The organism is Pseudomonas sp. SG20052, assembly GCF_031766055.1.
Lineage (GTDB): Bacteria > Pseudomonadota > Gammaproteobacteria > Pseudomonadales > Pseudomonadaceae > Aquipseudomonas > Aquipseudomonas mandelii.
The window spans coordinates 807,589-821,836 of the sequence record NZ_CP134498.1 but is presented as its reverse complement, the minus strand read 5'-3'; the positions used below and the strand labels follow the sequence as shown (position 1 = coordinate 821,836).

Here is a 14,248-nt window from a genome sequence, read left to right as displayed (position 1 = left end):
TCGAGCAAGGACGCCTTTAAATGCGCAGACGTTCCATGTCCATGTTCCAAGGCCTGCTCTGTGTCTCCTTGCTGGGCGCTCAACCGCTCGACATGACATTCGCCGCCGCGGGCAATTGCTCTGCATTAGGGCCCCTGCCGGCGGTGCTGGAAGTCGGTGAAGGGTTGCAGCAGGAACTGCAATCGCCGGTAGCGATCACGCGACTGGCCGTGGGCGATCCGAAAATCGCCGACGTGCGCGTCAACGGCAATCAGGCGTTTCTGCTCACCGGCATGGCGCCGGGCGCCACCAGCCTGATGGTCTGGACCGCCTGCGCCAGCACACCGCGCCAAAGCATGGTGTTCGTTCAGGGCCGGGCCACAGCAGCGATGACCGGCGCGGCGTCGATGCCCTCCGAAGACCCGATGCTGGCGTCGCAAGTGCAGACCGATATTCGCTTCGTCGAGGTCAGCCGGACCAAACTGAAAGAAGCCAGCACCTCGATCTACGGTAAAAACTCGAACTTCCTGTTCGGCTCACCCGGCACCGTGCCCAATACGGCAGTCACACCGCGTGTGCTGCCGCTGCGCAACATCGATCCACGCATTGCCGTGCCGAGCATTCCGCTGGCCAACGACATGTACAACATCGTCGCCGGCGGCGGTAATTTCCTCGCCATCATCAACGCCATGGAAGGCAGCGGCTTCGCCTACACCCTGGCGCGGCCGAGCCTGGTGGCGATCAGCGGACAGAGCGCGAGCTTTCTGGCCGGCGGTGAAATCCCGATTCCGGTGCCCAGCGCCAACAGCAACAGCTACTCGATCGAATACAAGGAATTCGGCATTCGCCTGACACTCACGCCGACCGTCGTCAGCAACCAACGCATCGCCCTGAAAGTGGCGCCGGAAGTCAGTGAGCTGGATTACAACAACGGCGTCACCATCGGCGGCACCACAGTCCCGGCGCTCACCATCCGCCGCACTGACACCAGCATCTCCCTGGCCGATGGCGAAAGTTTCGTCATCAGCGGTTTGATCAGCACGCAAAACGCCTCGCAGGTCGACAAATTTCCCGGTCTTGGCGACATCCCGATACTCGGTGCGTTTTTCCGCAGTTCATCGATCAAGCGCGAGGAGCGCGAACTGCTGATGATCGTCACGCCGCACTTGGTGCAGCCGTTGGCGGCCAACGCGAAATTACCGTCACTGCCCGGTGAACAACTGCGCAACTACGACCCCGGTTTCTATCGCATGTACTTCCTCGAAAACGGCAACTTCGATAAACGCAGCGGGTTATCGCAATGAGCCAGAACCTGAGCCAGACCTTCCTGGCAATCACCCGCAACCCCACCGACCTTGAATGGCTGCAAGGCGCCCTCGCCCCGTTGGGCCAGGTCGTCAGTGCCGGTGGCGGCAGCCTCGACGAACTGCTGACGCTGGTCGACGTGACCTTCGCCAGCCTGGTGTTCGTGGGGCTGGATCGCGAACACGTGGTGGCGCAGAGCACCTTGATCGAGGGTGCACTTGAAGCCAAACCGATGCTGGCCATCGTCGCGCTGGGCGACGGCATGGACAACCAGCTCGTGCTCAACGCGATGCGGGCCGGCGCCCGGGATTTCGTCGCGTATGGCTCGCGCTCCAGCGAAGTCGCGGGGCTGGTGCGGCGTCTCAGTAAACGCCTGCCACCGGTGGCTCCAAATACCCACCTGGGTGGCCTGACCGTGCTATATGGCGTGCAAAGCAGTGCCGACGGCGCGCTGCTCGCCAACCATATGGCGCAGGTGGTGCAAAAGAGCGGACAGCAAACCTTGCTGCTCGACCTCGGCCTGCCACGCGGCGACAGCCTGGCCCTGCTCGGCCTGGAGAGCTCGTTTCACTTCGGCGATGCCCTGCGCCATTTGCGGCGGCTGGACGCAACGCTGATCGACAGTGCGTTCACCAGCGACGGTGACGGACTGCGGATTCTGGCGTACGCCAGTCACGACGAACCGCTGGAACACACCAGCGCCGCCGAGCTGTACATGCTGCTCAGCGCCCTGCGCCAACACTTCCAGCACATTGTGGTGAACCTCACCGGTCAGCCGGACAGCGAGGCACTGCGCACATTTATCAGCCATTGCGACAAGCTGCTCTGGTACACCGATCAGAACGTGCTCGACTGTCGCCGCAACCTCGCGCTGCTGAATCTGTGGCGGGAGAAAGGCATGAAGCTTGACCACGCCAGATTGCTCATCGACCGCTACTTGCGCCACGTCGCGCCGGACTCGGAAACCCTGGGTAAAAGTTTCGGCATGGAGATCATCGCCACCCTCGCCTACAGCCCGGAAGTGCGGCTCAACGCCAAGAACCAGGGCGTCAGCCTGTTCGAACTGGCCCCTCGCGAAGGCCTGAGCCAAGGCCTGCGGGCCCTCGGTGAATGTCTGGCCAAGCGCTCCGAAGTCTTGGCCAAACCCAGGACCGGTTGGCTCAACCGGCTGCGAGGTGCGCAATGAGCGGTGAAAAACTGTTCGGTGCGCCGCAACGCGCTTCGAGCGCCAACGCCGACCATGAAGGCCTGAAACTGGTGTTGCACCGTTTCATCATCGACGCCATCGAAGAGTCCGGAAAAAACCTGCTGGAGGGTTCGCGCCAGGTACTGTCGCAATTCGTCACCGACAAAGTGGCTGAGTACATCGCGCGACTGCACCTGGCGATTTCCCGCTATGAAATGGAGCGACTGGCCGAAGAACTGGTCGACGAACTCACCGGTTTCGGTCCGCTTGAAGTGCTGCTGCGCGATCCGGCGGTGACCGAGATCCTGGTCAACGGCCCGCACCGGGTATTCATCGAGCGCGACGGTGTGCTGCATCAAAGTGACTTGCGCTTCATTGATGCGCACCACGTCGAACGCGTCATGCAACGGATTCTCGCACCACTGGGTCGGCGGCTCGATGAGTCTTCGCCGATGGTCGATGCTCGCCTGCCGGATGGCAGCCGGGTCAACGCGATCATTCCACCGATCGCCCTCGACGGCCCCTGCCTGTCAATTCGTAAATTTCGCAAGGACATGCTCAAGAGCAACGATCTGATGGCGATGCAAACCATCGATCAGCCGATCTTCGATTTCCTCCAGGAAGCCGTGGGCAAGCGCTGCAACGTCTTGATCAGCGGCGGCACCGGCACCGGTAAAACCACGCTGTTGAATATTCTCAGCCAGTTGATCAACCCACACGAGCGGCTGGTCACCATCGAAGACGTCGCCGAATTGCAACTCGGCCACCCGCATGTCGTGCGCCTGGAAACCCGTCCTCCCAATGCCGAGGGCCACGGTGAAGTGAAGTCCAGCGACTTGATCCGCAACGCCCTGCGGATGCGCCCGGACCGGATCATCCTCGGCGAAATTCGCGGTGTCGAAGTGCTCGACGTGCTCACCGCCATGAACACCGGCCACGACGGTTCGATGAGCACCGTGCACGCCAACAACGCCCAGGATGCGCTGCTGCGGCTGGAAACCCTGGTCGGTCTGACCGGTCGCGTCATTGCCGAAAAGACCTTACGGCAAATGATCTGCGCGGCACTGGACGTGATCATCCAGTTGGCGCGCATGCCCGATGGTCGACGCTGCGTCAGCGAAGTGGTGGAGGTGGTGGGCGTCCGTGACGATGTCTACGTCACCAATACGCTGTTCCGGCTCGACCGGCGCAGCGGATTCGGGTTTCTGCGCGAGGCCGTCAACCCGGCCGGCGATAAACTGCGCCGCGAGTCGGCGCTCCCGCCATCACCGTACTGAGGCTCACGGCATGCTCAAACCGGCGTTGCTCATTCTCGTTTGCCTGATCATGCTCGGCGTGTCGATTCACCTGCTGCTCAAAGGCTTGCGCCAGACTGGCACCGAGCGCGTGCTCAATCGCCTGGCCCAGGGGCAACCGCAGTTGGTGGTGGAAAAAACCTCTTGGGCAGGCCTGGAACGGGCGTTCCTGCGCGCGGGCCTTGGGCGCCCGAACGAACAGCTGGGACGCTGGATGCTGTTGTGGGCTTTCGGTACGTTGATCGGCTTCGCCGCCGGTGGCTGGATCGGGCTCGTGGTGTGTTTGCTGGTACCGCCACTCGCGTTCCGGCTGTTCATAAGCTGGCGCTATCAGCGCCGGCTCAAGCGCATGATCGAACAACTGCCGACGTTGCTCGATCACACCGTGCGCAGCCTGAAGTCCGGTCGCACTCTGGCCGACGCGGTGCTGGGCGCTATCCATGCCGCCGACAATCCGCTCAAAGAGGCCATGGGCCGGGTACAACGCAACGTGCAGTTGGGCGTCAGCCTGCCGGATGCCGCGTCGGACTTCGCCGAGCTGTATGAGAAGGATGAACTGCGCCTGTTTGCCCTCGGCCTGAAGGTCAATCACCGCTACGGCGGCAATGCCAGCGAATTGTTGGAGAACCTGATCAAGATGATCCGTGAACGCGAACAGGCCGCCCGCCAGCTCAGCGCCATGACCGGTGAAACCCGCGTGACGGCCTGGGTGCTAGGCAGTTTGCCGCTGGGCCTGGCCACCTATTTCCTGGCCGCCAACCCCGCTTACCTGCTTGCAATGTGGCACGACAGCTCAGGGCAAATGATGCTCGCGAGCGCGTTTGGCTTGCAGGCGGTGGGCAGCCTGGCGCTTTGGCGCATGTTGCGCAGCGTATGAAAATACCGCTGCTGATCAGTGCCCTGCTGTTTATGGCGGCTGCGTTGTTGCTGCTCGGCAGCCTGCTGGACCAGCGCCGGCGTGCGCGTCAGGTGGCTCAACGGCTGGACGGCAAAGCCGTTGACCACGACCGCGTGGGTCATTGGCTACAAGCGCTGGGCAACAGCCGCATCGGTCAGCGTTCGGTCAATCTGGACAACGAAACCCAAACCCTGCTCAACCGCTTGGGTTGGCGCAGCGCCCGCCGCCGCTCACAGTTCGCGGCGTTCCAGGTGGGAGTGCCGGTGCTGGCGCTGGCCTTGGCATTGCTGATTCAAAGCGTGTTCTACCCCAGCGTGCAAAACCACTGGATCGCCCCGCTCTTCGCCACGGCCATCGGTTACCTGCTGCCCAAACGCCTGCTCGCCGCCGCGTCTCAACGCCGGCAAAAACAGTTGGCCCTGGAGATATCGACCTTCATTCCGCTGCTGCGCATCCTGTTTGAATCGGGCATGGCCGTCGAGCAATCGCTGCGCGTGCTGAGCCAGGAAGGCAAGCAACTGATGCCCGCATTGACCCACGAACTGCGCCTGGTTCTGGCCCGTGTCGATTCCGGCCTGGAGTTGGGCGAAGAGCTGAGCAAGGCCAGCCGCTTGTTGGCGGTCGACGAATTCACGGACACCTGCGTGATCCTTCAACAGCTGATCCACCAGGGTGGTGGTGCGATGAAATCGCTGCTGGCGCTCAAGCAACTGTTCGATGACCGGCGCCTCACGCGCTTGCAGGAATACATCTCCAAGATGTCCGCCAAAATGTCCGTCGTGATGATGCTGTTTCTCTTCCCGGCGTTATTGATCGTCCTGGCCGGCCCGGGCTTCACCGCCCTGGCCCGGGCCATTGGTTCATAGAGGGATCGCGATGAAAGCAATGATTGCCGGTTTGAGTTTGCTCCTGTTGAGCGGTTGCGCCACCGACGGCCAGGCGCCATGGAACGCCCTGACCCAAAGCGCCAGTTGCAGCAAGTTGGGCTCCGATGAACAGCTGAAATTGAACCTGGCCGATGACATGGCCAACGACGGCAAACTGCACGCGAGCCTCGCCAACCTGCAAAGCCTGCCCGACAACGTTGCCGACGTGCGCTTGCGCCGGGCCAAGGTAAACCGGCTGCTGGGTCGCAGCGAAGCCGAGCCACTTTACCGCAGCCTGCTCGGCACCTGCCTCGCCGCCGCTGCCGAACACGGCCTCGGCCAGCTCGCGGCAGCCAGGGGCGACAACGGCCAGGCCCAGGCCCACCTGCAACGCGCCGCCCGACTGGCGCCAACCGATGAAAAAATCCGCAACGACCTCGGCGTGGTCTACCTCAACCAACGGCGCGTCGACGATGCACGCTTCGAATTCCTGACGGCCATGGAGCTCAAGCAAAGCGATCGACTGGCGGCGTTGAACATGGTGACGCTGCTGATCTACCAGGACGACTGGAGCCGCGCCGCCGAACTCGTCAGCCGCGTCGGCCTGAGCCCCGCCCAGGTCACCGAAGCCCAGGAACGCGCACAAAAACTCAAGGCCCCGACCAAGGTGATTCCGACACCCGCAAACCAGGTCGCCGCCGTCGCGACGCCGGGCCTTCAATAGGAGCAGACAGATGAAACCGATCCTCCTTTACCTCGCCCTGCTGGCCCTGCCACTCACCGCCAACGCCCTCGACGGCCCCGCCTCACCACAACAACAGGAAACCGAAGGCTGGTTGAAATTGCAGATCAGCCACCAGGCCGCCTCACACACCCCACAGACCTCAACCGCGACCGAACGAGAGCTGAGCATGCAGCGCTGGCTGAAGAGCTATCAGCATGAGATTCCGATGTTTTTCGATCAGGAGGAAGGGGGGACAGTGAACGGTGGGGCGGGGGGGTAGCGTCAGGCTTTCTTGCATCGGATTCATCGCCTTCGCGAGCGGTGCAGCGATCCGACGCGCCCGCGAAGAACGATGACGCGGTCTAACCGGTACTACACCGCTTGCGGCACATCCACATTATCCAGCGCTCGATTCACCGCCAACTCAGCCAGCATGAGGACCTGCTGGATCGCCAACGCCGTATGCCGCTGCGGCCCCTCCAGATGCCCCGCAAACTCACTGGCCAGCACACTCGCCGACGCCAAGGACTCGCAAGCGTGGGCCAACAGGCTTTCGTTATCGATATCGGGGGCGACGATGAACATAGTGCTGACCTTGCGGATGACGGGGGCCTTGAGGGCAGACGGATTGAGGTAGTGATCCAGCGCGCGGTCGGCGGCTTCGTTGAGCTTTTTGGGATTGAGCGGATCGTAGGGGGAAACGTCGTTGGCTTCCGGGGGATTGGGTGTGGCTTTGAACATGGTGAAACTCCCTGATTAATGGAGCCGTCACAAAGCGCACAAGCCGGCGGATTCTGGCGTAGTCGTAGGCAAAGGAGCAAGAAACTGTAGCTCTCAGGAAGTAACGCTAAACACTATTAAACACAGCCCTCAAATCCACACACATTCCCCCTGTGGGAGCGAGCCTGCTCGCGATTGCGGTCCGGCATCTGGCATTCACGTCGTCTGACACTCCGCCATCGCTGGCAGGCCAGCTCCCACAGGGTTTGGTGTACATCTGCAAAAAAATGGTCGGCTGTCAGGCCGACATCGCGAGCAGGCTCACTCCTACAGTGGAATGTGTGTACCTGCAAGAGATTGGCCGGCTGTCAGGCCGCCTTCGCGGGCAAGCCTCGCTCCTACAAGAATTCAGCGTACAGCTTTTGATTCTCACCACTCATCAGGCCGAGCGTTAGCTCGCCTGCTTTTGATCTTGATCCACCCGCCCCTTTCGGGAGGCTGAGTGGAGGTGTTCATCCGGGGAGTGGCGCGCAGCGCCGTTCGACGCAGTCGAACACGCTGCATGTAGGTCGTCGCGAAGCAGACCGGAGGGCAGTGTCCCCGGATGGATACCGGAGCGAAGGTACGCCGAGCCTTAGCGAGGGGCCGGACGCTTGGGGCGAGACTTTTTGGTTCCTTTTGTGGCGTTTGACAAAAGGGACTCGCCGTAAGGGCGAAACCGCCAGCCGCCGTTACCGCAAAAATGGATATGCACACAACCACCAAGAACATGGTCGACCCAAAGGCCGCCAAAAGCGACCCACCAAACTCAGTGAGCCGTAACCCGCTGGCGCATCCCGGAGTTACCGGGCGACAACGCCAATGCCAATTGCGTCCGATTATGCATATGCGTCAACCGCAACACCTGCGACACATACAACTTCACCGTGTTCTCGGTAATCCCCAACTCACAGGCAATCTGATAATTGGTCTGCCCCTTCCCCACCAACCGCGCCACATCCAGCTGCCGGGGCGACAACTGATTGAAAATCGCCGGGATCTCCACCCGATCCACATCACTGACATCAGCCCCGGAAGAATCCGCCCCCTGCGGACCACGCCGCACCTTATCCAGATCCTGATACAAATCATCGATCGACTCAGTCAGGTACTGCAGCTTCTGATTCAAATGCCCCAGCTGCAGATTCTTCTGCCGATCTTGCAACGCCACCTCTTGTCGCTGAACCCCTTCGAGCAACTCATCGAGATCAATCGGCTTCTGGTAATAATCGGCAATCCCTGCCCGCAAGGCCTTGATCACATCCTGCTTGTCCGCACGCCCAGTCAGCATGATCGCCTCGAAGGCCCGGTGCTTGCCGGACATCCGCTGCAACTCCTTCACCAGCTCAATCCCGTCCATGTCAGGCATATGCAAATCACACAGCACCAGGCCGATTTGCAGGTCTTCGCCGTAAAGGGAAATGGCTTGCTTGCTCGATTCACAGGGAACGCAGCGATAGCCGCTCGCCTCCAGAAACTCGCAAAGTTCTTCAACAATCAACGCCTGATCATCAACCACGAGGACTTTTACTGCCGAGGTGAATTTGTTCACGCGCCACTCCATGCTCGGTCTACAGCTGACCGTTCCTGTACGAAAGCCACTGGCCGTACGACTATCAATCTGAAAAGTAGACGCACTTTCCGACTATGTACATAGGGGGGATGGAACAACATGACTAGCGAATCCAAAGCAGGGCCAATGAAAAACCCATCAGCACGAACGGCGCAAATGGCTGCTTTTTTGACAGCCCAGGGCCTAAATATCGAAGACGCGCCCTAACCCGTTGACTCATATGAGGCCATACTTTTGGCGCGAGCAGCAGCCAGCACACGCTGGCCAGCGCGGCCCCGACAAAGCTGCCCAGCAGATGCATTCCGTCCGTCGCCAAACCCAAGGCTGTCATTAATTTCACATCCCCGGCGCCCAATCGCCTCAGCGCGTAACCGGGCAACGTGAAGGCCAGTGCCAGAAAAGCAGCCCAGCCGCCCTGCGCCCCTTCTGCCCCCAGCCAAGTGGTGTCGGTCCATAGCAGAAACGCCAACGCCAACACCCCCGCGCCAAGGGTCAACGAGTTGGCAATGTGCTTTTCACGGGCATCCTGCGCTGCGCAAAGCGTCAGCCAGATCAGTAGGACAAAAGTTTGCATTGCGTAAAAAAAGTCCCTTTTGGCTGAATGATTCTATGCTGATATTACGCAGTGACAGTCAGGTTAGACGCAGTCATGAATTCGAGCCTCCCCCGCCAGCAAAAAGGCGCCGTAGCGATTGAGTTCGCCTTGGTGTTCGTGATTTTTTTCGCTGTGTTTTACGCCATTGTCAGTTACAGCCTGCCGCTGTTGCTGATGCAGTCGTTCAACCAGTCGACCGCCGAAGCGGTGCGGCGCAGCGTGGCGGTGGACCCGGGCACGCCCGGTTACGCCGCCAACGTCCAAGCCACAGCCTCAGCTGAACTGACCCGGCAACTGGCGTGGATTCCCGCCGCACTGAACTTCAATGTCGCCACCGATTCGACCATCACCTTCGTCGGCGGCATGCTCAAGGTCAACATCGATTACCCCACCACCAAACTCAACCAGGTGCTGCCGTTTCTGGTGCTGCCGGGCATCGGCGCGGTGCCTAACCTGCCGACGACCCTCTCGGCCAGTTCGAGCCTGCAATTTTGAATTCCGGGGAAAAACTCTTCGGGCGCCTGCTCAACCGCCAATCGCCACCACCTCAGGTTGCGCCGGACACCCTGAGCGTGCCGAGTGTCGGCTTGCAGGTGCACCTGGATGGCGAAGGCCGGGTGCTGCACCTGACCGGCCCATTGCGCCATACGCTCGCCCCGCAACGGCTCGCCACACAGGCACCACCGCTGCTCGATTACCTGATGCCCCACAGCAGCCTGGTCATCGAAGGTATCCCCGCCGACTGGCAAGGCCAAATCCTCGACCTGGACTTTCACAGCGTCAGCGGGCACCCACTGCACCTGCGCGGCTGGGTACTTCCGCTGGCGGACAACTGGCTGTTGCAGTTGCTGGACATCAGCGATGTGTTGGTTGAACGTCGACAATCGTGCCGCCGCGAACAGAACCAGCTTCTCGCGGCCAGGATCAGCGAACAGTTGCGCCTGTGCAGCCTCACCCGTCTGCCCGATGTGTTGCAGGAGCAGCTTCAGGTATTGGCTCAGCGCTTTCACATTCCGTGCATTGCGGTGGCGCTGCTTGATGAGCAGGAACAGGGCTGGCAAATCCATCAGTATTACGCGGCCTTCGATGCACCGATGCTGTGGCAGAACGGACAGCGCCTGGGTTCCGGGCTCGACAGCCTGAACGGTTCTTTTCCGCAACACCTGGCGCGTGGCGAGCACCCGCGTTTGCAAGAAATCTTCGGGCATGCCGAAGGACTTGCGGTGCCCTATTACGATGCTCACGGCGTGGCCACCTGGTTACTCTGCGGTTTTTACACGGCGCAGCAGCGGGCGCCCGAATTGAACGATGGCGACTGGTTGCAGCTCACCGCCGCCCTCGCCAGCCCCCTGCTGGAACGCTTGCGCGAGCATCGGCATCATTTGCAGCTGGAGCGCCTGGCATCGCTGCAAGCGCTACTCGGCACCGGTTGGTGGGAAGTGTTCAGCGACAGCGCCGAAATGCAACTGGCCCCTTCGCTGGCCAGCTCGCTGAACCTGGCGAGCCCCCGCCTGACGCTCGGCGAATGGCTCGATCACGTGCACCCTGCCGACCGCGAAGAACTGCGCAGCCGCCTGCACGCCCTGGAGGACGCCGGCACCCCGTTGCTGCTCTGCGTGCGCTGGCACTGTGAGCAAGCGCCCGTCTGGTATCGGCTGCAAGGTCAGGCCATTGGCATGGGTAAAAACCGCCGACTGGTGGGCTTCATGCTCGACATCAGCGACATCAAAAACCAGGAACAGAACGCCGCCACCGCCCATGCCCGACTGGACAACCTGATCGCCAGCTCGCCGGCCGTGATTTACGTGCAGCGCTATGTTGAAGGCGCGCTCTTGCCGACGTTTTTCAGCGCCAGCCTGCTGCCGTTGCTCGGCCTGACACTCGCCGATTGCACCGCAGGAGCCTTGATAGAAAGGGTGCATCCAGAAGACCGCGAGCACTATTTCGAGCGCACCCGATGGCTGCTGCGTGAAGGCACGGTGCGCGCCCGTTACCGGTTGCGCGACAGCCGCGGCGAGTACCACTGGCTGCTTGACGAAGCCAAGGTGTTGCGCGACGACCTCGGCCTGCCGGTGGAAGCTGTCGGCTTGTGGCTGGACGTCACCGAAGCGACCCTCGCCACCGAGCAGGTGAAACAGAGCGAAGAGCGCTATCGAATCCTGGTGGAGGACTCCCCGGCGATGATCTGCCGCTATCGCCCGGACCTGACCCTGACCTTCGGCAACCGGCCGCTGGCGACGTATCTGGAATGTCAGCCCGATCAACTGCCCGGCGTGAACCTGGGCCACTGGATGTCGGACGATCAGCGCCAGGCATTCGTGCTGCGACTCAGCCAACTGACGCCGCAAGCCCCGGTCAGTACCGCCGAAATCTATCTGCAACTGCCGGGGCGGGAACACGCCTGGTGGGTCTGGTCGGACCGCGGCGTGTTCGACGCCGAGGGTCGCTTGCTGGAAGTGCAGGCAGTCGGCCGCGACAACACCGAAGTCCGCCGCTCGCAGCAGCAACTCACCCAGAGCGCGAAAATGGCCACCCTCGGCGAAATGGCCACGGGACTCGCTCACGAAATCAATCAGCCGCTGAACGTGATGCGCATGGCCATCGTCAATGTGCTCAAGCGCTTGAACAATGGCGACGTGCAGATCGATTACTTGAAAGACAAGCTCAACCGCATCGATTCACAGGTCCAGCGCGCCGCACGGGTGGTTGATCATATGCGCGTGTTTGGCCGTCGCTCGGACATCGAGCAGCAACCGTTCAACCCGGCCGACGCGATCGAAGGCACGCTGTCGCTGCTCGCCGAAGGCATGCGTGGCAAAGGGGTTGAATTGCGCATCGGCGAGATTGGTTTTGCCGTGCAGGTCCGCGGCTTTATCGACCAGTTGGAGCAAGTGCTGATCAACCTGATGGTCAACGCCCGGGATGCGCTGCTGAGCAAACGCGAAGCCGACCGTGAGTTCAATCCGTGGATTGCGCTATACGCCGAACGGGATGAGCGATGCGTGCGGATATGGGTCGAGGACAACGGTGGCGGGATAGATCCGCGGTTGATGGAGAAGATTTTCGAGCCGTTTTTCACCACTAAACCGGTGGGCATCGGCACCGGGCTGGGGTTGTCGGTGAGTTACGGCATCATCGAGAACATGGAGGGGCGGCTGAGTGTGCGTAACTCGGTGCAGGGTGCGCTGTTTTGCATTGAGTTGCCGGTGGTCCCCGTGGATCAGATCACCAGCGCCGGCCGCCCGGAGTAACAACTGAGGTTGGCACCGACCTGGATTTTCCCGACCTCGATTCCCAGGGTTTTCACAAGCGTGTCGAGCAGGTTATCCAGCAGCGGACCGAGGATTGATTCAAGTGTCGTCTTCAGCAACAAGATCACGCCATCGAGCAGTGTTTTCAATAATTCGAAGGTCGCGGCCAACAGGAAGTTGGGCGTGAATGACGGCGCGTGGACGATCAGGTTCACGTCATTGACGGTTTGCGACAATCCAGAAACCGCGTTGGTAGCGGTCAAGGTGTATGGCGGATCCGACGGGGGCAAACCGACTTTCGGCGGGTTGATGAACGTCGAGGTGGCATTGGCCGGCAGCACGGGACTGTAAATTTGCAGCTCAGCGCCACCGCCGGAAAAGGGTACGCCCGCTTTGCGGATATCGAGCAGGGTGACCGGCGTGACCGTCAGGGGCGCGGACGATGAAGCCCAGTCCGAATTGACCCGTCCGACGCGCAATTCAGCCACAGTAGTGGCGCTGTTCACGGTCAGGCTTTTATTGTTTTCGCTGGGGCAGGTGTAATCGGTGACGTAACTGTTGCCGCCACCGGCTTGCAGGCTGACGTCCAGGTTGGGGCTGGGCAACACGTACACGTCGAGCCCGAGCAGCCCGGTGACCACGGACAAAGTCCCCGTCACCGCGCCAAGCAGACCGGTGATCAATGACAAATCCAATGTCACCAGCACCCGGACTTGAGCGGTGCGCACATAGATTCGATTGGCGCCCAAGGGCGCCATTTTTGCCAGTGCGGGATTGCCCACCGCCGACCACTGCGGGGGTTCGATGACTTTGATCTTTGCGCTGGCCCCGACGCCAAGCCCCAGCAGATTCACCGGAATGGTGCCTGCCACGGCGCTCTTGCTGTTGCCGAGTTCGATAAAGGCCTGCACCAGTTGAAGCGCGTTCACGTTGGCGTTCAGGCCGGCAGACGTGGTGCCTGTCTGCAGTTTCAACAGGTCCCCCAAATGCACTTTGAGCGGGCTGACGACCGCGATGGCCAAGCTGTCGAAACCGGCCTGCACGTCCGCCGTCGCCCCATTGAGTCGCGCCACCGTGGCAGCGGCCTGAAGTAACTGGCCCACGGTGACATCAGCGCCGAGCAGCCCCGTGTAATCGCCTGCCGTGACCTGCAGGTCAATGGCCAACTGGTCCATGTATTTAAGCAAGTTGATGTCGGCGCCCAACAGCCCGTTCCAACTCGCGACAGGCAGGTTGATGGACGCTCCCGCGAGCGCGGAAAGGAAGCCGTTCAACAAATTGACGTCGACCAGGGTGCTGCGAATGGTCAGTTGGGCGACCGGCGGCCCCGGCAGCCCGGCCACCGCAGTGGCGCTGAGCGTGATGGTCGAGTTGGCGGGTGCGCCCCCGAACATTGCGCCGATTCCACCGACGAGACTTTGCGGCACCCCATGGCTGGCGATCACGCGGATGGCTTCGCTTTTGCTCGGGTCAACGCCGAAAACCCGAAGGTTGTTGGCGCCGACGGTCAGCGCACCACAGTCAACGGCCAGTGTGCGATCCGCACCGGGCACGGTGAAATTATTGCGCTGGGCGCTGGCAGTGGCGTAGATGAGCGCGGTTGTACCGACGCCGCAGTCACCGCCACGGGTGGCGGCTTCGAGCGCGGCCATGTCAGCGACGCGCTGCAGGTTGCGCTTTTCCAGGTAGAGCCGGCCACTGTCGATCACCACCAGCAGGAACACCAGCGCCAATGCGAATGTCAGCGCCGCCATCAAGCCTATCGCCCCCCGTTGCCGGGACGGGCCGCAAAATTGCAAGCGTGGAGACATCATGCA

At 61.4% G+C, this 14,248-nt stretch carries 13 protein-coding genes; 9 read left to right on the top strand and 4 right to left on the bottom strand.

Annotation, left to right across the window (positions count from 1 at the left end; genetic code table 11):
• Positions 1 to 20: 20 nt before the first annotated feature.
• Genes RHP74_RS03635 through RHP74_RS03605 form a run of 7 tightly spaced genes read left to right on the top strand, consistent with a single transcriptional unit; the run spans position 21 to position 6,533 of the window.
• Positions 21 to 1,283, top strand: a complete 1,263-nt coding sequence (locus RHP74_RS03635) for a type II and III secretion system protein family protein (RefSeq protein WP_102595840.1) — start codon at positions 21 to 23, stop codon at positions 1,281 to 1,283.
• Positions 1,280 to 2,470: a pilus assembly protein gene (locus RHP74_RS03630; RefSeq protein WP_311097882.1), complete on the top strand. Its 1,191-nt coding sequence runs from the start codon at positions 1,280 to 1,282 to the stop codon at positions 2,468 to 2,470. Before RHP74_RS03635 ends, RHP74_RS03630 begins: the two co-directional genes overlap by 4 nt.
• Positions 2,467 to 3,747 (top strand): CpaF family protein, encoded by a 1,281-nt coding sequence (locus RHP74_RS03625; RefSeq protein ID WP_311097880.1) that lies wholly within the window; start codon positions 2,467 to 2,469, stop codon positions 3,745 to 3,747. Before RHP74_RS03630 ends, RHP74_RS03625 begins: the two co-directional genes overlap by 4 nt.
• Before the next feature lie 10 nt (positions 3,748 to 3,757).
• The gene (locus RHP74_RS03620) at positions 3,758 to 4,642 is read left to right on the top strand and encodes a type II secretion system F family protein (protein ID WP_102595839.1); all 885 of its coding nucleotides are present in this window, start codon (positions 3,758 to 3,760) and stop codon (positions 4,640 to 4,642) included.
• Positions 4,639 to 5,529, top strand: coding sequence for a type II secretion system F family protein (locus RHP74_RS03615; RefSeq protein WP_077750205.1), 891 nt, complete (start codon positions 4,639 to 4,641; stop codon positions 5,527 to 5,529). The genes RHP74_RS03620 and RHP74_RS03615 overlap by 4 nt, the downstream gene beginning before the upstream one ends.
• A 10-nt stretch (positions 5,530 to 5,539) precedes the next feature.
• A complete protein-coding gene (locus RHP74_RS03610; protein ID WP_083375129.1) occupies positions 5,540 to 6,253 on the top strand; it encodes a tetratricopeptide repeat protein in 714 nt (237 codons plus the stop codon).
• 10 nt (positions 6,254 to 6,263) lie between these two features.
• Entirely contained in the window at positions 6,264 to 6,533 is a 270-nt protein-coding gene (locus tag RHP74_RS03605; RefSeq protein ID WP_010463836.1) for a DUF3613 domain-containing protein, read from the top strand.
• 92 nt (positions 6,534 to 6,625) lie between these two features.
• Here the strand turns inward: RHP74_RS03605 and RHP74_RS03600 are convergent, their stop codons facing one another.
• From RHP74_RS03600 to RHP74_RS03590, 3 genes are all read right to left on the bottom strand, one after another.
• Complete coding sequence (locus RHP74_RS03600) at positions 6,626 to 6,994, bottom strand: DUF6124 family protein (RefSeq protein ID WP_311097874.1); 369 nt, start codon at positions 6,992 to 6,994, stop codon at positions 6,626 to 6,628.
• Between the two features lie 787 nt (positions 6,995 to 7,781).
• Positions 7,782 to 8,564: a response regulator transcription factor gene (locus tag RHP74_RS03595; RefSeq protein ID WP_288110179.1), complete on the bottom strand. Its 783-nt coding sequence runs from the start codon at positions 8,562 to 8,564 to the stop codon at positions 7,782 to 7,784.
• A gap of 124 nt (positions 8,565 to 8,688) precedes the next feature.
• Positions 8,689 to 9,159, bottom strand: coding sequence for a prepilin peptidase (locus tag RHP74_RS03590; protein ID WP_010463841.1), 471 nt, complete (start codon positions 9,157 to 9,159; stop codon positions 8,689 to 8,691).
• 75 nt (positions 9,160 to 9,234) lie between these two features.
• On the opposite strand from RHP74_RS03590, the gene RHP74_RS03585 reads away from it, so the two are divergent.
• Positions 9,235 to 9,675, top strand: coding sequence for a TadE/TadG family type IV pilus assembly protein (locus tag RHP74_RS03585; RefSeq protein WP_010463843.1), 441 nt, complete (start codon positions 9,235 to 9,237; stop codon positions 9,673 to 9,675).
• On the top strand, positions 9,672 to 12,431 hold the full coding sequence (locus RHP74_RS03580; protein WP_311097872.1) for an ATP-binding protein: 2,760 nt from the start codon (positions 9,672 to 9,674) through the stop codon (positions 12,429 to 12,431). The genes RHP74_RS03585 and RHP74_RS03580 overlap by 4 nt, the downstream gene beginning before the upstream one ends.
• Here the strand turns inward: RHP74_RS03580 and RHP74_RS03575 are convergent.
• Positions 12,401 to 14,242: a pilus assembly protein TadG-related protein gene (locus tag RHP74_RS03575; protein ID WP_311097870.1), complete on the bottom strand. Its 1,842-nt coding sequence runs from the start codon at positions 14,240 to 14,242 to the stop codon at positions 12,401 to 12,403. The two genes, RHP74_RS03580 and RHP74_RS03575, sit on opposite strands and share 31 nt — an antisense overlap.
• Positions 14,243 to 14,248 lie beyond the last annotated feature (6 nt).

Coding starts and splice junctions, on each gene's coding strand:
- RHP74_RS03635 (WP_102595840.1), top strand. CDS start 21: ATGCGCAGACGTTCCATGTCCATGTTCCAAGGCCTGCTCTGTGTCTCC.
- RHP74_RS03630 (WP_311097882.1), top strand. CDS start 1,280: ATGAGCCAGAACCTGAGCCAGACCTTCCTGGCAATCACCCGCAACCCC.
- RHP74_RS03625 (WP_311097880.1), top strand. CDS start 2,467: ATGAGCGGTGAAAAACTGTTCGGTGCGCCGCAACGCGCTTCGAGCGCC.
- RHP74_RS03620 (WP_102595839.1), top strand. CDS start 3,758: ATGCTCAAACCGGCGTTGCTCATTCTCGTTTGCCTGATCATGCTCGGC.
- RHP74_RS03615 (WP_077750205.1), top strand. CDS start 4,639: ATGAAAATACCGCTGCTGATCAGTGCCCTGCTGTTTATGGCGGCTGCG.
- RHP74_RS03610 (WP_083375129.1), top strand. CDS start 5,540: ATGAAAGCAATGATTGCCGGTTTGAGTTTGCTCCTGTTGAGCGGTTGC.
- RHP74_RS03605 (WP_010463836.1), top strand. CDS start 6,264: ATGAAACCGATCCTCCTTTACCTCGCCCTGCTGGCCCTGCCACTCACC.
- RHP74_RS03600 (WP_311097874.1), bottom strand. CDS start 6,994: ATGTTCAAAGCCACACCCAATCCCCCGGAAGCCAACGACGTTTCCCCC.
- RHP74_RS03590 (WP_010463841.1), bottom strand. CDS start 9,159: ATGCAAACTTTTGTCCTACTGATCTGGCTGACGCTTTGCGCAGCGCAG.
- RHP74_RS03585 (WP_010463843.1), top strand. CDS start 9,235: ATGAATTCGAGCCTCCCCCGCCAGCAAAAAGGCGCCGTAGCGATTGAG.
- RHP74_RS03575 (WP_311097870.1), bottom strand. CDS start 14,242: ATGTCTCCACGCTTGCAATTTTGCGGCCCGTCCCGGCAACGGGGGGCG.